This window comes from Mycobacterium sp. 3519A (assembly GCF_900240945.1).
GTDB lineage: Bacteria > Actinomycetota > Actinomycetes > Mycobacteriales > Mycobacteriaceae > Mycobacterium.
Genome location: NZ_OESG01000014.1, coordinates 799498 through 822702, shown reverse-complemented (window position 1 = coordinate 822702; position 23205 = coordinate 799498). Strand labels below are relative to the sequence as shown.

Sequence of the window (23205 nt, the reverse complement as noted above, 5' to 3'; positions counted from 1 at the left end):
GAAGGAACGGGACTTTCTAGCGCAGTGCGTAGGTGATGCCTATTCGATGCTTGACCTTCTCCCCGGCGTAGATCCGAACGGTCCGGCTTTGGTGTGGCTGGCGGATCAATTCCTGATCCTGCGTCGGGGTGATTGCCCGCCTGCGCATGCGATGACGCTGTGATGCCCCTGCTCGTCGCGCGATGACGTGGAGATGACATCTTGAGAACGGAGGGTGGGCGTTTACGCCTTGGCCATGTTGGTGAAGCGGGACAAATGCAGTTGGTGCGCAACGGTAATCGTCTTGGTGGGGCCGTTGCGGCGCTTGCCCAAGATCAGGTCCGCTTCACCTCCGCGCGGATCGTCATGCTCGAAGGCATCCGGCCGATGTAACCATTCGCTAGCGCACTACCAGGCCCTGCGCGGTCACAGGATGGCGTTCGGCTCCGTCGATGACGCACGCGTGCCGCTCACCCAAATGCGCGATGCCGACCACCTTGTCCCAATAGATGTCGTTCGTCGCCAAGTCGTGTAATACCGGATCCTCCAGAATGACCGACAACCGGTGCAGTCGCTCTCGTAACTGCGCAATCCAAAGAGGCCGAGACCATCCAGCCACTCCGCGATCGGATTGCGCTTTCCGTGCGTCAAGCGAAACGGGGCGGGTAACCGCAACGTCGTGACGCGCGCGGCCGCATAATCATCGCGGATCGCTGTCACGCCGAAGTGCGCGGCCGCAACCGTCACAGCCATCAGGTTGGCTTCGTCAATTGATGCGTATCGAATCGGCTGTCGTTTGACGCACGAACCGTCACCAATCATGTGCGCCAACAGGATGACCTCCGAATCGTCCATCCGAGTAGTCCAGGTCGGCTCGGACAGCCGGCGGACAACCGCTACCCTGCTGCCAACGCTCAACTCAGTCACGGGTTTCCAGCCATCGACCTTCCGGACTTGTTGCGCCGATGGGAGTTCGAGTTCACGCCCCGAGGCAAGGCTCAACCGGAAGACCTCCTGCCGAGATGACACAATGCGCCCACCCACGCGTCGCCTGGCAAGCCGCATCCTGTCGCTGCGCCAATTGGTCCAGTGGAACTTCGAACCCGTTGTCTGCCCGCGCCACTCGCATCTGCTGTAGCGGCGGACCGTCATGCGCCAAACTGCAATTGTCCCCTCCGGTCATGACCGGAGGCTACCGGGACCTACCGACACCGCTTGCTTGGCGAAATCTGTTGCGGCCGAGAGGCCGCGGCTTACGCCTTGGCCATGTTGGTGAAGCGCGACAAATGCAGTTGGTGCGCAACGGTAATCGTCTTTGTCGGGCCGTTGCGATGTTTGCCCAGGATCAGGTCCGCTTCACCGCCGCGCGGGTCGTCACGCTCGAACGCATCCGGCCGATGCAAAAGTATGACCATATCGGCATCCTGTTCGAGACTATTATGTAAGCTAATTAAATTAGCAACGAAATTATGCGTGCCGTCGACCGTCCCGTCGTAGACATCTTGCGCACCGATGCTGGTGATCTCGACGATCTTGTCCCACATGACGTCATTGGTCGCGAGATCATGGAGCTTTTCGTTGTCGAGGATCGCAGCAGCTCTGTGCAGACGTCGGCGGCCAACACTGTGCTTCCACATCGTCGAACCGCAGAACTGGGTGTTCATCATTCGAGCGAACTCGCGGTGTGTCATTTGCTTCGCAGCGACCGCGTCCCGAACGTGCGTCCACACCTCCTTCGGCACGGTGTCCGAAGACACTCTGCCGCGTTCGATCTTTTCCAGCTGGGTGAGAACCTGCCTTGCGGCGAAGAACTTCTCGCCATGCGCGTCCACACTTCGCAGGAAACGAATTTGATTGTCTGCTCCCGAAATCTGGACATGCCAGGAGTCCCGGTAACCCGTCTTGCGCGCGCGATAAGTACGGGCACCGATACCGAGTCGCAGCAATAGTGCTGCCACATCGTCTGCAAGCCGCCGGCTCGTTGTGGCGTAATAGATCCGCGCCTGGCCGTTCTTGTTGTCCCACCGCACGGAGCCGTCGGTCGCCCATAGATGGCGTAGGAACAACGCGATCTGATCATTCGGTAGTCCGAAAATCTCGGCAGGAACGAACTTTTCGTAACTGCGCTTGCCGAACAGCCCCAGCCGATCCAGCCAGGCGGCGATCGGATTCCGCTTCCCGTGAGTCAACCGATACGGCGCCGGCAACCGCAGCGTCGTGACCCGCGCGGCCTCATACTCGTCGCGGATGGCAGTGACTCCGAAATGCTGCGCGGCCTTCGAGACCGCCACGAGATTCTGCTCGTCGATACTCGCGTATCGGATCGGCTGCCGCTTCACACACGAGCCGTCACCGATCATGTGCGCCAGCAGGATGACCTGTGACTCGTCCATGCGTTGCGTGTCAACAGGTTCAGGCACCCGCCGCGGCACCGCCAGCCGGTCACCGACTTGGAGCTCCCCGAGCGGCGTCCACCCGTCCAACGTCATGAACGGGTGATTCGCTGTCGCCTCGATCTCGCGCCCAGAGGCCAAGCGCATCTTGAAGACTTCCTTATGACCGCTGTAGAAGACGTTGGTCATCGGGCGCGCAACCATCCGCTTGCGCTCGTCCAGCGACCACACCAACGGCCGCTCCCCCGTCCGCATCAGCTCACCGAAGGTCACCTCGGCACCGTTGTCGGCCCGCAGGATTCGCGTATTCGCCGTGAGGCAGCCCGACTCACGCAGGTCAGACACCATGGGCTTCTTGTCGGTGCGCTGCTCCGGTCCACGGTTCAGCTGGCTGATCGCCACGACTGGAACATCGAGTTCCTTGGCCATCAGCTTCAGGCTGCGCGAGAAGTCCGACACTTCCTGCTGACGCGATTCGTACTTCTTGCCCGACGTCATCAGCTGCATATAGTCGACGACAATCAAACGGAGACCGGCTTTTTGGGAAAGCCGCCGGGCCTTCGCCCGAATCTCCATCATCGTGAGGTTCGGCGAATCGTCGATATACAAAGGCGCTTCGCTGATTTCGCTCATCCGACGGGCCAACCGCGTCCAGTCGTCGTCGCTCATCCGGCCCGACCGCATGTCGGCGAGCTTGATCTTCGCCTCCGCCGACAACAGCCGCATCACGATCTCGGACTTACTCATTTCCAGACTGAAGATGACGCTCGGCAGATGGTGCTTGATCGAGCACGACCGCATGAAATCCAAACCGAGCGTTGAGTTGTGCGTCGGTACCATGCCCCGGCCAGCCAGATAGAGATGCGCGCTGTTGTCCACCTCCACACACCGCACCGGAACCGTACGCACCCGCCGCACCGCGTCGATCTGCAGCACCGGCGCCATCAACGTCGTCGCAGCCCCGTGGTAGCGCGCCATCGAACCGGCCGCCGCGATGGTGTCCACACCGGCGCGCAGTTCCGCGGTGGTCCTGATCCCGTAGCCCGTCGGCCACTGGTGCGCGGCATCCGCGACAATGACTGTGCCGTCGGAGAATTCGACCTCATAGCACGGCCGGCCGAGCATCACGTCGGTGGCGGCGACCACCTTGGTGGGCTGGCCGTCGGCGCCGAGCAACAGATCGCCCACCGCGACGTCTCCCATGGTGGTCCAACCCGACGGCGTCGGCAACGGGGTGTCGAGCTTGAGCGCCTTCCCCACACCCGGCCGCGCCGCGATGATGATCATCTGACCGGCGTGCAGGCCGTTGGTCACCTCGTCGAGTTCGACGAAGCCCGTCGGAACGCCGCGCGCGATACCGCCCTGCGACGCGATCGCATCGATCTCGTCCATGGTGGGCTGCAACAGTTCCTCGAGCGGCACGAAGTCTTCCGTCGTGCGCCGCTCGGTGACGTCGTAGATCTCCGACTGCGCCCGGTCCACGATCTCGTTGACGTCCGCGCCGTCGGCGCCGGCATAGCCGTACTGCACGACCCGGGTGCCCGCCTCCACCAGCCGGCGCAGCAGCGCCTTTTCCGCCACGATGCCCGCGTAATACCCCGCGTTGGCCGCCGTCGGCACCGTGGAGATCAGCGTGTGCAGATACGGCGCCCCGCCGATCCGGCGCAACAGGCCACGCCGATCCAACTCGGCCGCCACCGTCACCGCATCAGCCGGTTCACCGCGGCCGTACAGATCGAGGATCGCGTCGTAGACGTTCTGATGCGCCGGGCGATAGAAGTCACCGGGCCGCAGCTTCTCCAGGACGTCGGCGATCGCGTCCTTGCTCAGCAGCATGCCGCCCAGCACGGACATCTCGGCCGCATTGTCCTGAGGGGGCTGCCGACCGTAGTCCTCACTGGGAGGCGGCGAGTCCATACCCGAATGGCCGAGGTCATCCACGACAGCCACGGAGCGACTCACCCCTTCCACCAGATCGAACGTACATTCGATAGTCTGCCACTTGACTATAGGGGCGTCGACCGACAATTCCCCCTGGCAAGCCTCGAACAACGGCCCGCGACGGCCAACGCTAGACGTTGCTAGGACCCCTACAAAGTGGCCCTGTTCATGAAGTTGTGGATGGCGTGTGGATAGGTCTGGACGGGCATGTTGAGTCGTTGGGGAGAACCTGTGTATGGACCTCTTTGTTCAGTGCATTCACGCAGATAGCCGCACGATAACCGTGGTTCATACCTGTGGATGACAATTGCCTCGGCGTGTCGGCCCTGGTTGCGGTCTCGGGCGTGTTGTGTTTCGCGCAAGGGCCCAAGAGGTTAACAGCTTGTTAGGTTCGCTGGGGTCTGAACCTGCCATGTTGTTCGCCAGCAGATACAGCAACGGCCGGGTGAAGATCGATCATGGTCTTCACCCGGCCGTATTGACGCTGAGGTAATTAACCTGCGACTACGTTGAGGGACACCGAGGCGTCGACCTCGGGGTGTAGCCGCACGGCAACGAGGTGCGTGCCCGTCGACTTGATGTGCGCCTTGGGCAGTTGCACCGTCCGCTTGTCGAGGTTCGGTCCGCCGGCCTTCTTGATGGCAGCAACGACGTCGGCCGCCATCACCGAACCGAACAGCTTGCCGGTGTCACTGGCCGACTTGACGGACAGCTCGACAGGACCGAGGCCTTCGAGCGCGGTCTTGAGCTCCTTCGCGTGCTCGAGGCCCTGTACCGCCTTGGCCTCACGGGCGCGGCGGATCTCCTCGGCCTGGCGCTCGGCTCCGCGGGAAGCGACGATGGCCAGCCCGCGCGGCAGCAGGTAGTTGCGGCCGTAGCCGTCCTTGACCTCGACAATGTCGCCGGATACTCCGAGGTGGTCGACTTCTGCAGTGAGAATCAGCTTCATCTTTTCGTCCTGTCCTGCTCTATCGCGTTGACGAGCTGAAGGGCAGCAGCGCCACCTCGCGGGCGTTCTTGACCGCGATCGCGATGTCGCGCTGGTGCTGCACGCAGTTACCGGTCACCCGGCGGGCGCGGATCTTGCCCCGCTCGCTGATGTAGGTGCGCAGCAGCGCCGTGTCCTTGTAGTCGATCGCCTGCCCCTTCTTGGAGCAGAAGACGCACTTGCGCGTCTTGACGGGCTTTTCCGGCGCGGGGCGCCGCTTGTTGGCCTTGGCCATGTGTCTATCTCTTTCCGGGTATCACTGATTGAAAGTTGGTTGTCAGAAGGGCGGTTCGTCGTCGCTGCCCGCGAACGAGCCCGACGCCGGGGCGCTGCCCCACGGATCGTCCTGCTTGGCTTCCGAGCCGCCGCCGCGGGAACCGCCGCCGCCGCTGCCGAATCCGCCGCCACCGCCGCCGCTGCGGCTGGCCTTGTTGACCTTGGCGGTGGCGTACCGCAGCGAGGGGCCGATCTCGTCGACCTCGACCTCGACCACGGTGCGCTTCTCGCCCTCACGGGTCTCGAATGAGCGCTGCTTGAGCCTGCCCTGCACGATCACCCGCGATCCGCGGGTCAGGCTCTCGGCCACGTTCTCGGCCGCTTCGCGCCAGATGTTGCAGCGCAGGAACAGCGCTTCGCCGTCCTTCCACTCCCCGCTCTGGCGGTCGTAGATGCGCGGCGTCGACGCGACCGTGAAGTTCGCAACGGCCGCACCTGACGGCGTGAAGCGAAGTTCCGGATCGGCGGTCAGGTTTCCGACGACGGTGATGGTGGTGTCACCAGCCACGAGTTCCTCCTGGAGTTGGCCGTGTGCGGCAGTCGCAGGCGAGCCTACGGAAGCACTCCGACGCGCACACGCCGTTCCGACTAGTGCTTGTCGGTCCGCAGCACCTTGGTCCGCAGAACGGACTCGTTCAGGTTGAGCTGACGGTCGAGCTCGGACACGGTCGCGGGCTCAGCCTTCACATCGACGACGGCGTAGATGCCCTCGGCATGCTTGGCGATCTCGTATGCCAGCCGGCGCTTGCCCCAGATGTCGACCTTGTCGACACTGCCGCCGTCCTTGCGGACCACGTTGAGGAACGCCTCCAGCGACGGAGCTACGGTGCGCTCGTCGAGTGTGGGGTCGAGGATGACCATGATTTCGTATGGACGCATAAGGAACCCATCACCTCCTACGGTCTGGTCGGCCACGGTCGTTCCGTGGCAGGAGGGTCGCCTGCGTCGGCAACCGGCCCAGGCTACTCCAATGGCAGCTGATCTGCGAAATCGTCCTACGCCGCGCCTTACACTGCGGCCATGTTCTCCGAGACGCGCTATGCGCTGAACGGGGAATTGCGGGTCGCCTATCGCGCGTCGGCGCCGGGCGAGCGCGACATCGTGTTCTTCTCGACACACCGGCGAATGCGAAGTCCGCGGCGACGACATCGGCGGCATCGCGGTGCACATCGGCGCCCGCGTCGCCGCGTTGGCCGGGCCCAACGACGTGCTCGTGTCGAGCACCCTGCGCGACCTCGTCATCGGGTCAGGTCTCGAGTTCGACGACCGCGGCTCTCACGAACTGAAGGGCGTCCCCGGCGAATGGCGGTTGGCTGCCGTTTCGCACAGCCGTCCGTAGGCGTCGAGCACGTCGACGATCGAAACCACCGGCCCGTTCGGATCTTTGGCGTTGTCATCCCAACGCCGCACCAGTACCGCCTCTTCGGCGTTCGGGTGCGCCGCGAAAACCGCCACCTCCGTCTCGTTCATCGGCCCGCCCTGCCGCATCAACGACGCCACTGACGCTGCGCTCAAGTGCGCGTGATACGCGCTGTCGGCGGCGACCAGGTAACGCTTGGCGGGGACGTGCTCGGCGATGATCCAGGCGGCCCGCTGCCCGACGTGGCACTTCGCGAACTCAGCGCCGGCAAGCTCATGCGGGAGCTCCGGCCACTGCGCGCGAACCGGCGTGGCCCGGCCGACGTCGTGCAGCACCGCGGCCAACAGCAACTCGTCATCGGCACCGGCACCGGCGGCGTACCACCCGGTCTGCAGCGCATGGGTGCGCTGATCCACCACCTCGTCGCCGTAGGGCAACCCGGCGAGACCATCGATCAGCCCGGCGAGCTCGTCACGGGTCAGCGTCACTGCGTGTCCCTACCATCCGCGTCGTCGTTGAGGATGTCGACCAGCTCTTCGGCAAGCTCGCGCGTCGCCGCCACCACCCCCGACCACCGTCGGGTCAGATCCGGATCGAGCTCCAGCGGCCTGCCCCGGACGTCGAGCACCGCACCGCCCGCCGCGGGCACCATCACCATCGCCGCCGCCAGATCCATGATCCGGTGGGTGTCCGACCCGGCATCGGCGAACGCGTCAGTGGACCCCTCAGCGACCAGCGCTGCCTCCAGGCAACTGGTGGACAGGATCCGTACCCGGGCAGCCCTTCTGGCAACCCGCCACCATGCGTCGTCATCGGGACCGTGCGGGCGCAGCAGGCTGACTGCCGCACCGTCGAGAGTCTTCCGACCTGTCGTCCGGTAGGGCGCGGGCTGGCCCGCGACCGCACGCCAGCACCGCCCGGTGTCGAACCAGCATGTCAGCGCCTCGGTTGCGACGCCGTCGATCGCAAGCACGCCGGCGAACGCCGAAAGTGGCACTCCCGCAGCCGCATTCGCGGTACCGTCGACCGGATCGACCACCAAGGTGAGCGCCGAGCCGTTGTCGATGACGCCGATCTCCTCGCTGAGCAGGTTGACCTTGTGCTTGTCGATGACCGCGGCGATCGCCGTGTCGACCAGGATGTCCAACCGCATCGTCGGTGTGCCGTCGGCGCCCATCTCGACCTTCTCTGCCAGCGCAGCCCGGTCGTATTGCACACGGGCCGAACCGAATTCGGCGGCCGCCGCCCGCACCGCGTCGGCGAGAACAGGATGGGTGCCCGGCGGCACATCTGGTTCTGGAACCGGCCAGCCGATATGACTCATCGGGCGCTCACCAGGACCGAATGCACGACCGGCCACAGCGGCCCGGTCGCGATCAACGCGATATCGGCGCGCAGGCCAGGCTGCAATCGGCCACGGTCCGTAATCCCCGCCACGTCGGCCGGTCCCGCGGTCACCAGACCGATAGCAGCCGGTAACGCAAGCAACCCGTCACCCTCCAGAGCGAAGACCGCGGCCAGCAGACCAGACGGCAGGTAGTCCGACGCGATCGAGGTCACCAGGCCCCTGCCCACCAACTCTCGCGCCGACGCATTGCCGTTGTGCGAACTGCCGCGCAACACATTCGGCGCGCCCATCACCACAGGCAAGCCGCGCTCCCGTGCGGCTTCTGCGGCTTCGACCGTGGTCGGGAACTCGGCGACCGCGCCACCGCGTCCCACCAGTTCCTCGACTTCGGCGGCCGAGGTGAGATCGTGCCCCAGCAGCCTGATCCGGCCCGCACCCGCCTGTTCGCTCAGCCACGACATCGTCGCATCCCGCAACCCGAGACGGCTGTCACGTTCGGCGATCAACTCGTCGACGTGCTCGACCGCCTCCTCCTGCGAGAAGCCGCGGGTCCCAACGATGTAGCGCTCGTAGTAGCGCCGGTCGGCGTACTGGCCGATCCCCGGGGTGTGGTCCTCGTGCGACACCAGCACCTGTTGCGAGGTGATATCGGCCAACCGCTCCTGCAACGCCCGCAGCCCGTCGGCCGACCGCACATCGAGCCGGTAGAGCAGCCGGTGGTCGACCAGGCCGTCGGCGGCGCGCGCGTCGATCGCCGCGCAGACCTGCTGTGCGCCTTCAACTGTGCGCGGCACGCCGCGCCCGAAGCTGTTCTCGAATCCGGTGCCGTGGAAAACGGTTGTGACCGCCGCGGCGCGCAGTTTTGCTTCGAACGACAGCAGCGCGAAGTCGAGCGGCAACTCGGCGCCGGGCCTCGGCAGCCGCTCCTTCTCCAGCCCGTCGCTGTGCGTGTCGACCAAGCCGGGGATGCACAGCAGACCCTCCCCGTCCACATCGGCTTGTACGCCGGGCCGGTGCGGCTCGACGGCGGCGATCAGACCGCCGCGCACCGCGACCAGCGCATCGTCGAGCACCCGATCGGGCAACACCGCCCGCACGTGTCCCAACACGTAATCGTCCGGCGGCGCGGCCAACGGCCAATGCCCCAACCGTGATTCGGACAGCTCAGTCGTCATGCGCGGTCCCCCCCAGTTCCTCGCTTGCGAGTCATGCGGCTCCCTCCAACATTTCGTTCGGTGCGCCGTCGCCGACGATGCGGCCGTCACGCATGAGGACCACCCGTGACGCCAGCTGACGCATCGCGGCGAGGTCATGGAAGACGGCGAGGACCGCGACGCCCTGCGCCGTCAGCGATGCGATCAGCTCCAGCGCCGCCTCCCGGTTCACCGGGTCCAGTGCCGACACCGGCTCGTCGAGCAGGAGCAGCCGGGGCGGCGACACGGTGCCCGCTGCGAGGTTCACCCGCTGCCGCTCGCCACCCGAGAGCACCGAGCAGTCCACATCCCACAGCGCCTCGTCGAGGTTGAGCCTCCGCAGCGCATCGACCGCGGCATCCCGCGCCTCCGCCCGGTTCAGCCCGCGCCTACGCGCCGTCGCCGCCACCACATCCAACGGGTCCGTGCGCGGCGGCGCGTTGAGAAACTGTGACACGTAACCGAATTCACGACCACGGAGGCGCGCCATCGCCCGGTCCGACAGCCCGGTCAGCTCGACCCGCTCGTCCTGCGCGACCCGCAGGGCCACCGACCCGGAGTCCGGCAGGTAGGTCCGGTTCACGCAGCGCAGCAGTGACGACTTGCCAGCCCCGCTCGGCCCAGCCAGCGCGACGTGTTCGCCCGGGTGCACATCGACGTCGACATCGTACAGCGAATTCACCGTTCGCCCGTCAATCGTGTGCAATGTGAACGACTTTCGCAACGCGCGAATGGACAACACAGTGTTTGCTTCGGACACAGCTATCACCTCCTGGCCGCGGCAACGAGCCGCTGGGTGTAGGGCTGATGGGGATCGTGGAACAGCTGGTCGGTGAGACCCGCTTCGATGACGCGTCCCAGATGCATGACGATGGTGCGATCGGTCAGCGCTTCGACGACCGAGAAGTCGTGGCTGACCACGACGGCCGCGACATCGCGTTCGGCCAGCAGGCTGCGCAACAGGTCGACCACCCCGGCCGCCACCGACGCATCCAACCCTGTCGTCGGCTCGTCGAGCAGCACCACCGGCGGTTCGGTGGCCAACGCCTTGGCGATCTGTACCCGTTGACGCATCCCACCGGAGAACGTGCCGACCGGGTCATCCATACGGCTCAACGGAACTTCCACCCGCTCAAGCAGTTCCGCGGCGCGGTTGCGGATGTTGTGGTAGTTCCGCCAGCCCGCCGCGGTCAGCTGCTCGGCGATGTTGCCGCCGGCGCTCACCCGCAGATTCAGTCCGTCAGCCGGGTTTTGGTGCACCACCGCCATACCGTCGATGCGCAACCGGCGCCGGTCGGCATCGGGTAACCGGAGCAGGTCTGTCCGGCCCGCGTCCAGCGTGGCCAGATGGACCGATCCCGCGGTGGCTTGTTCGTCGCCGATCACGCACTTGAGGACCGTCGACTTACCGGAGCCGGATTCGCCGATCACTCCGAGTGCCTCGCCGGGTGCGACGTCGAAGGACACATCCCACGCCGCAACGATGGCCCCCGTGTCGGGGCTGACCGCGGTGCCGTACCCGGGGCCGGTGCCGGGCACCGCGTGCACACCACCGGGACCGTGCACCTTGCCGATCGAGTCGACACGCAGCAGCCACTCCGCGGCAGGGCTGCCGGTCTGCCTGCGCGGGACCGGGCGGTTCCGCGAGGCCGCCGCCGTCGCCGCGGCCCGCCTACGCGGATCGGGCAGTAAGTGCAGTGGGGACCGTTGGCGATGGGCGACGCGGTCGGCGTCGTCGTCGCGCACCCGCGCACACCATTCGGTGTCGCTGCACACGAACCCGCCGCTGGTGCCGGCGGGCACCAGGAAGACATCGTCGCTGCCGCACAGTGTGCACACCGCGCCCTCGGCGTACTCCACCTCGAACGGCACGTCATCGAACGTCAACGGCGTCACATCGGTGTGCGGCGGGATGGCCATGATCCGCTTCTCCCGGCCCGCGCCGTAGAGGTTGATGTGCTCGCTGTGGTGCAGCCGGGGAACGTCCCAGCGGGGCACGGGCGACGTCGTCATCACATAGCGCCCGCCGACCAGCACCGGATAACCGGTGGTCCTGGTGATCATGCCGTTGTGCACGATGTCCTCGTACAGGTTGACCCACATCAGGGCGTAGTCGTTCTCGGCATGCATGCGTTCGCATTCAGCGACCGACTTCTGCACCTTGCGCAGCACCTCGGCCACCGGAACCTGGAAGACGAGTAACTTGCCTGCGCCCAGCGCCTCCTCGGGCACTCGATGCCGCGTCTGCACGACGGTGGCCTCCCGCGTGTCCACCGTTTCGGCGCATCCGGTCGTCGCGGCGATCATCCGGCGCAGGTTGGTTGCGTTCACGCCGGCGTCGTCGCCCTGATCGATGACTTTCACGGTGTCTTCTGCACCGATCACTGCCAGCGTCACCTGCAGGCCGCCGGAACCCCAGCCGCGGGCCACCGGCATCTCCCTGGATCCGAATGGCACCTGATATCCGGGCACACAGACCGCGGTCAGTACGGCGCGGCGAATTTCTCGCTTGGCACCCTCGTCGAGGATCCCGGCCGGTGCGGCCTCGGCCGCCAACTCGGTAAGCAGTTCTGCAGTCGACGTCATGCGCGTTGTCCCCCAATCGTTTCCGGAACTGCGACGGCCACCTCAGCGCGCTCCGCGTCCTGCAACGCCTTCTTGCGCTCCACCATCGAGCGGAATGTCACGTAGTGCGGCAGCTTGAGATGCTCAAGGAAGCCGCCGGAATCCAGCCCGTCCGTGGTGAGCAGCAGCAACTGCTCCAGCGGTCCCGACCGGCCGAACCGGCGGTTGGCGATGTCCATCGCCGCCATTGCGATCGCTTTGCGTTCGTTGTGGCCGAAGCACAACCCGTACCCGACGTCGAAGCGGCTGCGGTCCTCGTCGGCGCCGTCGAGATCTTCGATCGCCTCGGCCTCGGTGACCCGGAACGACCCCAGCGTCACCGGGTCCCCAGTGTGCGGATGCTTCACCCGCAGCGGCACGCGGCCGTGCCGGACCTCGCCGAGCGTCACCTCGTGGATGTCACCGTCCGGCCCGAGGATCGACCGGTACCACAACGCCACCAGCGCACCGGTTTCCGCGCGCGCCATCGCGGCGAGCACGGCCGAGCGCGGTGCGGGCGGCCGGGCGGGTACCCGGGAGATGTCCACCGGTTCGGGGTCGCCGCCGCCGCGATGGTCGACGGCCAGATCCATCTCGCGCAGCAGGTCGAGGAACCGGCGTGGGCTGCATTGCTCTGGCGTGCGCGGCTGGCTGGTTGTCTTGGCCGCTCCAGCCTCCTCGACCGGAGCAGGGGACGCTGTCGGCTTGTCAAGCAGTCGACGCGTGTAATCGCTTGTACGGCCCAGCAATTGAGGTCCATCGGGGTCGCGGTACGCCGACACGATGCGCCGCATGATCACCATTTCGTCGGGATCTGCAGGCTCGCTGACCGCCAGCCGCGGCAAGGTGGAGCGGTGCGCGCGGACCAGGTGCGCAGCCTCCTGCGGATCACCCTCCGCCTGTCGCAAGGCCGCGGCCGCAGTGTCCTCGTCGTACAGCGCGCCTTCACCCATCACGCGGTCGACCGCGTACCGGAACCTGGCGGTGATCTGTTCCGTCGACGCCCATGGCACCGGCGCATGATCGCGGCCCCGGCGAACCAGATCCTCGGCGGCCAGGATGGCTTGCATGCCTCCGCGTGCTCCCGCGTAACCCATCAGTTCTCCTCCGTGATCGAGGTGGTGCGTGGTAACCCGACGACGCGGCCGTCGAGGGTGATCAGCAGGACATCTATGCCTGCCGGATAGCCGGCCACCGCTTCGGCTCTGGCGGCGACGAATCCGGGCGGCAGACCCACCGGCGAGAGCGTCGTCTCGCCTGCGATTCCCGGGCCTGACAGCCGCCAGCGGCGCGGACCGCCGTGCACCTCGGGCACGGCAATCGACACCAGGGCGGCCGCGCTCGGATCCGCGGCGGTGCCCCTGGCGAAATCTCTGACGTCGGCTTCGGTCACCGGACGCAGCACGGCGACCAACCTGGCCAGCTCCGCAGGCCACAGTGGGGCACCCGTCGCCGTCGTGACCGCATCGCCCCACCGGTCCTCCGCGTGCTCCAGCACGCACACACCGGTGCCGAGGTCGGCCAGCGCGAAGATCGGTATCACCGCGGGCGCCAGCGTTCTCAGCGGATCGTCCGGCAGCATCATCGCGCTACCCGGTCGCGCCAGCGCCTCGAGCACCGCACGGAACACCTGCTGCGTATCCGTCGGGTGTAACGCCGCGGTGAAGACTCCGGTCACGTCAGCTCCTCGAATTCGACGATGGTGGGCGCCAATTCGGCCCATTCGCGGTCATGGCGCTGCGCCAGCCTGCGGGCCACCTCACGACACAGCTCGTCGATCGCGCCTGCCTGCGGGCGCCCCGCCTCGGCCTCGGCGTCCAGCACCGCCGCGGCCAACACCGCCGCCCGGTCGTCGCCGAGTCGCATCGCCCAGCCGCGGTGCCCAGCGAGTTCGACCTCCGCTCGGCAGGCCAGTACGTCACCGATCAGAAACCGTTCGCCTGCAACAGGTTCGCGGATCTGTGTCGACACACAACCGACCTCGGGTGCGACCAGCACCCGGATCTCGGCGCCGTCTGCCAGGCACGCGTCGGCCAGCTCACGCAGTTCACCGACCTCGGCCTCGGCCAACAGCCCGCACCGCTGCGAGCGATTCACTTCGCACCGTCTTCCTTGACATGGTTCTGTCCGGTCGCCGAGTTGTCTTCCAGCTCGACCACTACCCGCACCGCATCCGCACGCGTCCACGCGCTGCTGGTCAGCAGCACCTCGCCCGACGCGGCATCGCGACTGAGGCTGTCGATTCGCCACACGGGCACGCTGGCCTCGATGCCCAACTCCCGCAACACTTCCGACGGCGGAATGTCGAGGCTGGCCCGGCACCATGCGCGCACCGGTTCGACGCCGCCCAGCTGCCGGAGCACCATGTCGACCGACTCGTAGCTGTGCAGCGCAATGTCGAGATCGGGGGCAGCCTCCAGTGGAATCAGTTCCTGGGTCACCGAGGCAAGCAGGTCGTCGATGAAGAAGTGCCGGGTGACCCGGTAGACCGGGGTGCCTGCCGGGCACCCGAGGCGTGCCGCGTCTTCCGCGGGCACCGCGGTGCGCTCCACGTTCTTGGTCTGCGATCGCGGCACGGCGCCCGCGGCGGCAACCGTCGCGTGCCACGACGCCGGCCTGGTGCGAGAGATCAGATAGTCGATACGCCGGTTGACGAACGTGCCTGCGCCCTGGATCCGGCGCACCACGAGCCGTCGCTCCAACTCCTGCAGTGCGGAACGGGCCGCAGCCCGTCCGACACCGAATCGGCTGGCGACCTCCGGCTCGCTGCAGACCCGGGTGCCCGGCGCACACGACGCCAGTTCGCCGGCCAGCTGATCGGCGATGTCAAGGTATCTGGTGGACGTCATGCCAGCCACGGTGCTCTGACAGCTTGTCCGGACGACTTCACTGCGGCCAACGCCGATTCCTCCGAAAGTGAACATCTCGAACAGTTGTCGCGGACCTCATCGCAACTCGTGCCGCAGCCACACGGCCAACCCTTCGACGATCAGCACGGTCACGAATACCATCAGCAAAATTGTTGTGACCAAACCGAACTCGATGATCTGAGCTGCACTGAGGAGATCGAACCCGATCCCGCCTGCACCCACGATGCCCAGCAACGTCGCAGACCGGATGTTCACGTCGAGTTGATAGAGCACGTGCCCGACGAAGGCCGGCGCGGCCGGTGGCAGCGTTCCGGTGAAGAAGACCTGCCAGCGTCCTGCCCCGGTGGCGCGGACGGCCTGCTCCGGGCCCGGATCCACTTCCTCGAGCGAATCCGCGACCAGCTTGCCGAGCAGCCCGACCGCGCCGACTGCCAGCGCCAAGGTGCCTGCGACGGCCCCAAGCCCGGTTATCACCACGAACACCACGGCAAGGATGAGTTCGGGGACACCGCGGATACCCACGATCAGGAGCCGGAACGCATGGGCGATGCGCGGCGTCGGTGCGACGTTGCGCGCCGCCAACGCGCCGAGCGGCAACGCCAACACTGCGCCGATCGTGGTGGCGCCCAAGGCAATCTCCACCGTCTGGTACAGATCGGCCAGCAGCGTGGTGAAGATTCCGCCGGTCTGCGGCGGCCAGAACAGCCCCGCTGTTTGCGGGATTCCGTGCAGCGACCTCAGGAATCGCAGCGGGTTCAATTCGGCGCCCCAGGCCGATGCGGCGATCACCAACGCCGTCACCACCGCATAGCAGAGCCGCCGCAGCCGGCGCAGCGCCCACGGCGGACTGATCTGTTCGCCGCGCTGCATCGGCGCCCCGGCACCGCGGAGTTCGCCGCCGTTGCGCAGCAGTACCCGCCGAATGGAGCCGGATAGCAGTTCGACACCCACACACAGGGCCAGTACGACGACAGCCAGCGCCATACCTCTGCGGTAGTCGACTTGTTTGAACGCCAAGGCAATCTGATAGCCGAGGCCGTCGACGCCGACGAAGCCGAGCAGCACCGAGATCCGCAGGTTGATGTCGAACCGGTGCAGCGCGGTCGCGACGAATGCGGGCAGCACCTGCGGGAGCACCCCGGAGATCAGTTCCTGTGTCGGTGTGGCGCCCGCGGCGCGGATCGCGGTGCGGGGGCCTTCTTCGATCTGTTCGATCGCGTCCGCGTAGAGCTTGCCGACCATCCCGACTGAATGCAGGCCCATCGCCAGGACCCCGGTCATCGAGCCGAGCCCGAAGATCCGGAAGAAGATGATGGCCAGCACCACATCCGGGACCGCCCGGACCACAACGATCAGGGCTCGCGAGCCGTAGCGCGTCACACGTCCGGGTGCGGTGTTGGCGGCGGCCATGATCGCCAGCGGCACGCTGATGACCACCGACAGCAACGTGGCGGACACCACGATCGACAAGGTCTCGCCCGACCACGCCAGCAGTTCACCCAGCGACGGAAAGTCGAGCGGGAACATTCTGGCCGCGAAACCCGCGGCGTTGGAGGCGCTGTCGACGAAAGTTGCGACGTTGATGCGCAGATCGGCGACAGCCCAGCAGCCCAACGCCGCCAGCGCCGCGAGCACGAGCCAGGCGGCAGTGCGGGCCGGCCGCCTGGCTGTCGCCGAATTCGGCAGCGCTGGCGGGGGCGCAGTGGTCGTCAACCGACTGCAGCCGCCGCCGGCATCGGCGCTGCACCGACCTTCGCGTACAAAGCCATCGCGTCCTCACGATCGAGGGTGGCCACCGGCGTGTCCAGCACCGCCCTCCCGCCGCGCACACCGATCACCCGGTCGCCCCAGCTCAACGCCAGGCTGACCTGATGCAGACTGCACAGCACGGTCAACCGCCGTTCCGCGCTGATCTCTCGGATCAATCGCATCACCTGCGCCGACGACTCCGGATCCAGCGAGGCGACCGGTTCGTCGGCGAGCAGGATCTCGGGCTGCTGCATCAGTGCCCGCGCCACCGCGACCCGCTGCTGCTGACCGCCTGACAGGGTGTCAGCCCGCTGAAAGGCCGTGTCCTGCAGTCCCACCCGGTCCAGGTGCGCCAGCGCCTGGTGGCGCAACGCCTTCGGATAGCTGAACAATCCCAGCCTCGGTCCACGCAATCGGCCGAGCGCACCGGAGCAGACATTTTCGAGCACGCTCAGGCTGCCGACCAGATGAAACTGCTGGAACACGAAGCCGACTCGACGACGAAGCCGGCGCAGCTCAACGCCCGCCGCTCTGCCGACGTCGGTGCCGAGCACGGTGATCGTGCCGGATGTGGGCCGGTGCAGGCCGTCCACGTGGCGCAGCAGCGTGGATTTCCCCGAGCCCGACAGTCCGAGCAACACCACGATCTCACCCCGCTGGACTGTCAGCGAAACATCCCGCAGTGCCGTGATTTCCGGACCGAATTGCTTGCTGACGGATTCGAATCGGATGGCCACGCCGCTCGGGTCGCCGGTCATGACTGACCGCTGCACTGCTTGGCCTTGGTGATGTCGCAAACCTTGCGCACCCCGTCGTAGAACGAGTTGTCGACCTTCGCCCAGCCCCAGTCGCCGGAGTCGTCGGCGGTCGTGCAGTTCGGGGTGCAGAAGCCGTTGGTGTTCAGGTAGTCGATGTTGGCCTTGGTGCTGAACGCGTCGGCGATCTTGGCCTTCAGATCCGGTGCCAGGTCATCGCTGAGGGCAATTGGCGCACCGGCGATCACATCGGACTTCCAGATCACGTCCAGCTGGCCAGGTTTCAGCTGTCCCTTGCCCGGCAGGGTGGTGTCGATCATGCTGTCCTCGGCGAAGCCGGCGTCGCACTGACCGCTGAGTACGGCGAGCACGGAGGCGTCGTGGCCGCCAGCCATCACGGGCGTCACGTCTTTGGTCGGGTCTATTCCCGCCTTCAGCAGCGCAGCGGACGGGTAGAGGTAGCCAGACGTCGAGGCGGGGTCGACGAAGCAGACCTTCTTGCCCTTGTAATCGGCGAGCGTCTTGATGCCGGTGTCGGGTCGGGTGATCCCGTAGGACTGGTAGCCGGGCGTTGCCCCCTTCTTCAGCACCTGGGCCGCCACCGGCGTGGTCTTCACGCCGCTGTTCTGTGCGGTGATCAGAGAGAACGCGCCGTATTGGGCGATGTCGACCTTTCCTGACCGCTGCGCCTCGATGACGGCCGAGTAGCTGGTGGCGCTCTGGAAGGTGACCTTCTTGCCGATTGCCTTCTCCAACATGGCGATGACCGGCTTGTAGTCCTGCTGGAGACTCTGCGCGTTCTCGGCAGGCACCGCCGCCATCACGAGTTGGTCGGGGTTGCGACCACCCCCGGATGAAGTGCTACCGGCGCCGCTGGCGCCCTGGCCGCAGGCCGCTAGCAGCAGCGCCGCCAGCAGGGCTATACCGGCGGTACCGGCCGGCCGTCGGGAAGCAGCGAACATCGGGTATCTCCTCTCCGCCCGACGGTGATTCCACCGGACGTGCCGATGGTGGTGGCACTCGATGCGGACCAGGGGACGGTTGGGTTACCAGTAGGCCAACTCCGGGCGTGCATTGGGGGCGCCCTTTCGCACGAATCCGCCCGTACACCAACACAATCAGCCGGTGCTGTGAGGCAACCGCGCTACGTGCTCCGTTGACCCGCGAAATCCGGTTCTGGCTCGGGTTCAGGCGCGGGGATGACGCTGATCCGGTCCGCCTGCGGCCGCAGCCAATCGGGCAGCCAGCGCGGCGGATCGTCGTTGGCGTGTTCGAACACCCCGCCGGACGGGTCGTCGACCTCACCTCGGCACCGGACCAGATCCAGCTCGGGCCGATAGATCTGCCGAATCACCAACGCACACAACACGATCACCGCAATGTCACGCAACAACACAGTCACGGTGAACGGCTGCTCTGGCAGCCCGCGGTTCTGCTCGCCGTAGAGGTACAGCATCCGCGGTATCCACACCAAAGCGTCGATGGTCATCCACGCCAACAGGATCCTCCGGTGCGGCAGCGCCAGCACCGCCAGCGGCACCAGCCACAGCGAGAACTGCGGGCTCCACACCTTGTTCGTCAGCAGGAACGCCGCCACCACCAGGAACGCGACCTGCACCAGGCGCGGTCGTTGCTTGGCCGTCAGCACCACGTAACCGATTGCCACACAACAGGCTACGAACAGCGCCGCGCTGACGGTGTTGAGTATCGTCGGCGGCTGCCAGAAGCCCAGGTTCTGATCGAAGCCGCCCAAACCGGTGAACGACTTCACCACGTTGTAGAGCGAATCCATGTCGTCGCCGCGACGAGTGTTGAGCCGGAAGAACTCCGACCAGCCCCGCGGGAACAGCACCATGATCGGCAGGTTCACCACCAACCAGGTCACCACCGTGGCGACCGCCGCCTTACCCACCTCACGCATCCGCCCGGTGCGCAACGCCAGCAACACCATCGGCACGAACAACAGCAGCGGGTACAGCTTGGCCGCCACCCCCAGTCCGATCAGCGCGCCGGCCAGCCACGGCTTCCTACGCGCCCACGCCAACAGTGCACCGGTCGCGAAAGCCGTTGCGAGAGCGTCGAAATTCGTGAACGCCTGGAAAATCAGGATCGGAGACGCCGCCACCATCGCCGCGTCCCACACCCGCCGCTGCCCCGCCAGTCGCGCGCTGGCCCACACCGTGACCAGCCACGCGAGCGCCAACCCGAACGCGGCGATGTTGAAGAACATCACCACCTCCGCGATGATCGGGATCGACACCAGCTTGGTCACCGCGGTGTAGGTCTTGGCCAACGCCATCGACACGTACTGATAGATCCCGGTCAGCACCGGATATTCCATGTAGCGCACGGCGATGTTGCCGTCGTACTGCCGCTTCGGCTTACCGTCGCTGTCGGTCTCGATCCAGCTGGACTTGTACGGAAACTTCCCGAGGTTCAACAACTCCGCCGTGTACAGCGGAACGGTGTCGGAGTAACACAGTTCGTAATAGGCCCGCTGGTTCTGCCAGTTGCCCACCCGCTGATCGGCGGTGCCCGTGCCGGTGGTCTGCAGGCAGGCGGCCTTCGTCGTATAACCCAGCGCCAGGAACACCAGCGCGATGATCAGCATCACGCGCAGCGGAGTCAGGAAACGCTGCCTGCCGATGAGGGCGTGCCGCCCTACCGGGCCACCGATCACCTCGGAGAGCGCGGCGCCGATCGTGTCGGTGCGACTGGGCAGGTCACGGTCGTCCAGACTGCGCCGATCGTCGGCCAGCCTTGCGGGCGACACCACCTCACGGTCGGTCACGGAGGCGGCGGTGGTCCGGGCGGCGGGCCTCCCGGCACCGCCGGAACGGCTGCACCTGGCGCAGGCGGCTCCACCGGCACGGTGGTCGGCGGGCCGATCGGGATCGTGATGCCCGGCGCCACTTCGATCGTCGGCTGAATCACCGTCTCCGACGGGGTCGGCGGCGCCAGACTCGTGGTCGACGGCGGTGGCGGCGCTTGCGGCACACCGGCATACCCGCCGATCTCGGCGGGCTTGGGGAACTTCTCATTGTCGGTACCCTCCAGCGCGCCATCCATGGTCGCTTTCCAGATGTCCGACGGCAGACCCGAACCGTAAACCGGTGCGCCCGATTGGGTAACGAGCGGTTTGGTGCCTTCGGTGGTGCCCACCCAGACCGCCGTCGACAACGACGGGGTGTACCCGACCATCCACGCATCCCTGTTCGCGTCGGTGTCGCCGAGCTGGTTGGTACCGGTCTTGGCCGCTGACGGGCGCCCGCCGGCCAGGTTGTGTCCACGCGACCAACCGGCGATCGGCTGCATCGCCGACGTCACGTTGTCCGCCACGGACTTGTCGATCCGCTGCTCACCCCCGTTGTTCTCCTGGCTGGCGTCGAACAACACCTCGCCGCGCGAGTTGACCACCTTCTGCACAAAATGCGGCTTGTGATACACGCCCGATGCAGCCAGCGTGGCGTACGCCGACGCCATGTCGATCACCCGGGTCTGGTACTGGCCCAACACGACTCCGTTGTTGGGCGGTCCGCCCTTGCCGTCCTCGGACAGCGTGTGTTCGACCCCGGGGAAGCTCTCGGCGATGCCTGCCTTGTGCGCGGCGTCGGCCACGTCCTGGGGGCCGTTCTTCAGTTTCAGCATCAGCCGGTAGTAGCTGGTGTTGAGCGAGCGCTTCAGCGCCTCGGCGATGTTGCAGACACCGCAGCCCTCACCCTCGACGTTGGTGATCTTGATGCCGTTGACCGTGACCGGTGAACTGTCCACCTGATAGCCCAGTCCCATGCCCTGCTCCAGGGCGGCCACCAAGGCGAACACCTTGAACGACGACCCCGTCGGCAACCCGGCCTGCGCGAAGTCGAAGCCGTTGGCGTCCGTGCCGCCGTAATACGCCTTCACCGCACCGGTCTTCGGGTCGATCGACACGATCGCGGTGCGCATGTCGGGGTCCTGACCGTCGAGGTACTTCGCGGCCGCGTCCTCGGCGGCCTTCTGCGCCTTCGGGTCGATAGTCGTGGTGATCTGCAGACCCTGGGTGTTCAGCGTGCGCTCGTCGATGTTGAACAGGTCGAGCAGTTCCTGCTGGACCTGCCGTTCGATCAGGCCGTTGGGGCCGGTGGTCTGGTTCTGCGAGCGTGCCTGCTCCGGCGGCACGGTGGCCGGGAACTGTTGTGCCGCACGGTCTTGTTTCGACAGCGCGCCGATGTCGACCATGCCGTCGAGGACCCAGTTCCACCGCTCCGTCGCGCCCTCGGGGTTGACGGCCGGATCCAAACCCGAAGGGCGCTGGATGAGCGCAGCCAGCAACGCGCCCTCCGCGACCGTCAACTGCTCGACCGGTTTGTCGAAGTACGCCTTGGCCGCCGCCGAGATGCCGTACGCGCCGCGGCCGAAATAGATGATGTTCAGATACGACTGCATCACTTGGTCTTTGGACCATTCGCTGGACATCTTCGTCGAGATGACCAGTTCCTTGGCCTTGCGGACGATGCCCCCGAGGCCCGAGCGGGCGTCGCCGACCAACGCGTTCTTCACGTACTGCTGGGTGATCGTCGAGCCACCCTGCAGATCACCGCCGAAGATGTTGTTCTTGAACGCCCTGGCGAAACCGGTGAACGAGAAGCCCGGATTGGAATAGAAGTCGCGGTCCTCGGCGGCCATCACCGCGTCACGCACATGCACCGGAATCTGGTCGATGGTGACGTCCACCCGATTGCCTTCGGGCGGAACGATTTTCGCCAGTTCGCTGCCGTCACTGGCCAGGATCGTCGATACCTGGTTGGTCCTGATGTCGCCGGGCTTGGGCACGTCGACGATCAGGTAGGCCATCCCGAAGGTGACCAGCGGCAGCACGATCATCACCGCGACGCCGGCGTACAGCGCGCGGCGCACCCACTTCCAGTTGATCTGCTCGCGCCAACTGGGCTTCGGAGTCTGCGGTGGCGGCGGGCCGCCACGCGGTCCACCGCCGCCGGGCGGGCGTCGCGGCGGGGGCGGCGGTGGCTGCTTCGGCGGTGCCAGCGGGGTGCCGTCCAGCGCCCGTTTGACCACGTCGATCGGATCACGCAGATGCGGAGGCGGGCCGTTGCGCACCGCAGGGATCACGGCGGTCGCGCGGTCGTCGGGTGGCGCGCCGGCGGCCCGGTGTCGCGGTGGGCCGTCGGGTCGGTGCTGTTGGGGGCGCGAACCCACGCCATCAGCCGCGCGCCCCGTGCGGGCCTCACTGGCTGACCGGTCGTGGCGCCCTTCGTTATTCACTGGCCGTGCGCGCGGTTCCGCGCGCGGTTCGTGTGCCACGAGACCCCTTTGGCGGCGGGACCGCGCCGAGCACATACGACTTGACCAAGTGATTCCAACTGCAGGTGCGGCATACCTCCACCACGTGTACGGAGAACTCGTCGTAACGGGTCGCCAGCAGTACCAGCTCCTCAGCAGTGCGGGCCGAGCCTGACACGGCGCCCAGGTGGTCACCGAATACCCACGACACGAGGGTGAGCTGTTCCTTGCGGCAGATCGGACACATCACCGAACTGGGCTTCCCATGGAACTTCGCGGCCCGCAGCAGGTAGGGGTTGGCGTCGCAGACCTCCGAGACGCCGGTGCGGCCCGAGTACACCTCGGCCAGCAGGGACCGGCGCCGCAGGGCGTAGTCCACCACTTGTCGCTGCAGTCGCACGGAGACCAGAGTACGTCGGCCTCGCTACCACCGAGGCGTGACTACGCCGCCGCACCCCCGGCAACGTCA

The 23205-nt window shown here is 66.4% G+C and carries 22 protein-coding genes and 2 pseudogenes; 1 reads left to right on the top strand and 23 read right to left on the bottom strand.

Annotated elements, in window-relative coordinates:
• Positions 1–16: 16 nt before the first annotated feature.
• From C1A30_RS36370 to rpsF, 8 genes and pseudogenes are all read right to left on the bottom strand, one after another.
• On the bottom strand, positions 17–148 hold the full coding sequence (locus C1A30_RS36370) for a hypothetical protein (protein ID WP_255413257.1): 132 nt from the start codon (positions 146–148) through the stop codon (positions 17–19).
• Positions 149–222: 74 nt separating this feature from the next.
• Positions 223–372: pseudogene (locus tag C1A30_RS35835) on the bottom strand (replicative DNA helicase); the annotation flags it as partial.
• Positions 373–405: 33 nt separating this feature from the next.
• On the bottom strand, positions 406–834 hold the full coding sequence (locus C1A30_RS35830; protein ID WP_200828422.1) for a hypothetical protein: 429 nt from the start codon (positions 832–834) through the stop codon (positions 406–408).
• Between the two features lie 398 nt (positions 835–1232).
• Entirely contained in the window at positions 1233–4322 is a 3090-nt protein-coding gene (locus C1A30_RS25030; protein WP_200828421.1) for a replicative DNA helicase, read from the bottom strand.
• A 484-nt stretch (positions 4323–4806) separates the two neighbouring features.
• Positions 4807–5262 carry a 50S ribosomal protein L9 gene (gene rplI, locus C1A30_RS25025; protein ID WP_101951017.1) on the bottom strand — a complete coding sequence of 152 codons (456 nt, stop codon included), beginning with the start codon at positions 5260–5262 and terminating at the stop codon, positions 4807–4809.
• A 19-nt stretch (positions 5263–5281) separates the two neighbouring features.
• Positions 5282–5536 (bottom strand): 30S ribosomal protein S18, encoded by a 255-nt coding sequence (gene rpsR, locus C1A30_RS25020; RefSeq protein ID WP_101951016.1) that lies wholly within the window; start codon positions 5534–5536, stop codon positions 5282–5284.
• Positions 5537–5578: 42 nt separating this feature from the next.
• Complete coding sequence (locus C1A30_RS25015; protein WP_101951015.1) at positions 5579–6085, bottom strand: single-stranded DNA-binding protein; 507 nt, start codon at positions 6083–6085, stop codon at positions 5579–5581.
• 80 nt (positions 6086–6165) lie between these two features.
• On the bottom strand, positions 6166–6456 hold the full coding sequence (gene rpsF, locus C1A30_RS25010) for a 30S ribosomal protein S6 (RefSeq protein ID WP_101951014.1): 291 nt from the start codon (positions 6454–6456) through the stop codon (positions 6166–6168).
• A 235-nt stretch (positions 6457–6691) separates the two neighbouring features.
• Here rpsF and C1A30_RS36175 point away from each other — a divergent pair.
• Positions 6692–6916, top strand: a pseudogene (locus C1A30_RS36175) (hydrolase); the annotation flags it as partial.
• Here the strand turns inward: C1A30_RS36175 and C1A30_RS25000 are convergent.
• The 15 genes from C1A30_RS25000 to C1A30_RS24930 form a co-directional block, all read right to left on the bottom strand.
• A complete protein-coding gene (locus C1A30_RS25000; RefSeq protein WP_101951013.1) occupies positions 6853–7425 on the bottom strand; it encodes an HD domain-containing protein in 573 nt (190 codons plus the stop codon). The pseudogene C1A30_RS36175 and the gene C1A30_RS25000 sit on opposite strands and share 64 nt — an antisense overlap.
• A complete protein-coding gene (locus C1A30_RS24995; protein WP_101951012.1) occupies positions 7422–8261 on the bottom strand; it encodes an inositol monophosphatase family protein in 840 nt (279 codons plus the stop codon). The genes C1A30_RS25000 and C1A30_RS24995 overlap by 4 nt, the downstream gene beginning before the upstream one ends.
• Positions 8258–9460 (bottom strand): alpha-D-ribose 1-methylphosphonate 5-triphosphate diphosphatase, encoded by a 1203-nt coding sequence (locus C1A30_RS24990; protein ID WP_101951011.1) that lies wholly within the window; start codon positions 9458–9460, stop codon positions 8258–8260. The genes C1A30_RS24995 and C1A30_RS24990 overlap by 4 nt, the downstream gene beginning before the upstream one ends.
• Positions 9461–9491: 31 nt before the next feature.
• On the bottom strand, positions 9492–10160 hold the full coding sequence (locus C1A30_RS24985; protein ID WP_235010181.1) for an ATP-binding cassette domain-containing protein: 669 nt from the start codon (positions 10158–10160) through the stop codon (positions 9492–9494).
• Positions 10161–10243: 83 nt separating this feature from the next.
• A complete protein-coding gene (locus C1A30_RS24980) occupies positions 10244–12064 on the bottom strand; it encodes an alpha-D-ribose 1-methylphosphonate 5-phosphate C-P-lyase PhnJ (protein ID WP_101951009.1) in 1821 nt (606 codons plus the stop codon).
• Positions 12061–13179, bottom strand: a complete 1119-nt coding sequence (locus C1A30_RS24975; protein ID WP_101951008.1) for a carbon-phosphorus lyase complex subunit PhnI — start codon at positions 13177–13179, stop codon at positions 12061–12063. The genes C1A30_RS24980 and C1A30_RS24975 overlap by 4 nt, the downstream gene beginning before the upstream one ends.
• Positions 13179–13760: a phosphonate C-P lyase system protein PhnH gene (phnH, locus tag C1A30_RS24970; RefSeq protein ID WP_160112786.1), complete on the bottom strand. Its 582-nt coding sequence runs from the start codon at positions 13758–13760 to the stop codon at positions 13179–13181. The genes C1A30_RS24975 and phnH overlap by 1 nt, the downstream gene beginning before the upstream one ends.
• Entirely contained in the window at positions 13757–14179 is a 423-nt protein-coding gene (locus C1A30_RS24965) for a phosphonate C-P lyase system protein PhnG (RefSeq protein ID WP_101951007.1), read from the bottom strand. The genes phnH and C1A30_RS24965 overlap by 4 nt, the downstream gene beginning before the upstream one ends.
• On the bottom strand, positions 14176–14931 hold the full coding sequence (locus C1A30_RS24960) for a GntR family transcriptional regulator (RefSeq protein ID WP_101951006.1): 756 nt from the start codon (positions 14929–14931) through the stop codon (positions 14176–14178). The genes C1A30_RS24965 and C1A30_RS24960 overlap by 4 nt, the downstream gene beginning before the upstream one ends.
• 96 nt (positions 14932–15027) lie before the next feature.
• On the bottom strand, positions 15028–16665 hold the full coding sequence (gene phnE / locus C1A30_RS24955) for a phosphonate ABC transporter, permease protein PhnE (RefSeq protein ID WP_235010180.1): 1638 nt from the start codon (positions 16663–16665) through the stop codon (positions 15028–15030).
• On the bottom strand, positions 16662–17459 hold the full coding sequence (gene phnC / locus C1A30_RS24950) for a phosphonate ABC transporter ATP-binding protein (RefSeq protein WP_101951005.1): 798 nt from the start codon (positions 17457–17459) through the stop codon (positions 16662–16664). The genes phnE and phnC overlap by 4 nt, the downstream gene beginning before the upstream one ends.
• A complete protein-coding gene (locus tag C1A30_RS24945) occupies positions 17456–18418 on the bottom strand; it encodes a phosphate/phosphite/phosphonate ABC transporter substrate-binding protein (protein WP_101951004.1) in 963 nt (320 codons plus the stop codon). The genes phnC and C1A30_RS24945 overlap by 4 nt, the downstream gene beginning before the upstream one ends.
• Positions 18419–18600: 182 nt before the next feature.
• Entirely contained in the window at positions 18601–20247 is a 1647-nt protein-coding gene (locus C1A30_RS24940; protein ID WP_369974179.1) for a glycosyltransferase family 87 protein, read from the bottom strand.
• Positions 20244–22718, bottom strand: coding sequence for a transglycosylase domain-containing protein (locus tag C1A30_RS24935; RefSeq protein WP_101951003.1), 2475 nt, complete (start codon positions 22716–22718; stop codon positions 20244–20246). Before C1A30_RS24935 ends, C1A30_RS24940 begins: the two co-directional genes overlap by 4 nt.
• Positions 22711–23136 (bottom strand): DUF5318 domain-containing protein, encoded by a 426-nt coding sequence (locus C1A30_RS24930; RefSeq protein ID WP_067797988.1) that lies wholly within the window; start codon positions 23134–23136, stop codon positions 22711–22713. Before C1A30_RS24930 ends, C1A30_RS24935 begins: the two co-directional genes overlap by 8 nt.
• Positions 23137–23205 lie beyond the last annotated feature (69 nt).

What these genes read in the sequence shown, in the direction of transcription:
- C1A30_RS36370 (WP_255413257.1), bottom strand. Translation starts at nt 148, where the DNA reads ATGCGCAGGCGGGCAATCACCCCGACGCAGGATCAGGAATTGATCCGC.
- C1A30_RS35830 (WP_200828422.1), bottom strand. Translation starts at nt 834, where the DNA reads ATGGACGATTCGGAGGTCATCCTGTTGGCGCACATGATTGGTGACGGT.
- rplI (WP_101951017.1), bottom strand. Translation starts at nt 5,262, where the DNA reads ATGAAGCTGATTCTCACTGCAGAAGTCGACCACCTCGGAGTATCCGGC.
- rpsR (WP_101951016.1), bottom strand. Translation starts at nt 5,536, where the DNA reads ATGGCCAAGGCCAACAAGCGGCGCCCCGCGCCGGAAAAGCCCGTCAAG.
- rpsF (WP_101951014.1), bottom strand. Translation starts at nt 6,456, where the DNA reads ATGCGTCCATACGAAATCATGGTCATCCTCGACCCCACACTCGACGAG.
- C1A30_RS24995 (WP_101951012.1), bottom strand. Translation starts at nt 8,261, where the DNA reads ATGAGTCATATCGGCTGGCCGGTTCCAGAACCAGATGTGCCGCCGGGC.
- C1A30_RS24990 (WP_101951011.1), bottom strand. Translation starts at nt 9,460, where the DNA reads ATGACGACTGAGCTGTCCGAATCACGGTTGGGGCATTGGCCGTTGGCC.
- C1A30_RS24980 (WP_101951009.1), bottom strand. Translation starts at nt 12,064, where the DNA reads ATGACGTCGACTGCAGAACTGCTTACCGAGTTGGCGGCCGAGGCCGCA.
- C1A30_RS24975 (WP_101951008.1), bottom strand. Translation starts at nt 13,179, where the DNA reads ATGGGTTACGCGGGAGCACGCGGAGGCATGCAAGCCATCCTGGCCGCC.
- C1A30_RS24960 (WP_101951006.1), bottom strand. Translation starts at nt 14,931, where the DNA reads ATGACGTCCACCAGATACCTTGACATCGCCGATCAGCTGGCCGGCGAA.
- phnC (WP_101951005.1), bottom strand. Translation starts at nt 17,459, where the DNA reads ATGACCGGCGACCCGAGCGGCGTGGCCATCCGATTCGAATCCGTCAGC.
- C1A30_RS24945 (WP_101951004.1), bottom strand. Translation starts at nt 18,418, where the DNA reads ATGTTCGCTGCTTCCCGACGGCCGGCCGGTACCGCCGGTATAGCCCTG.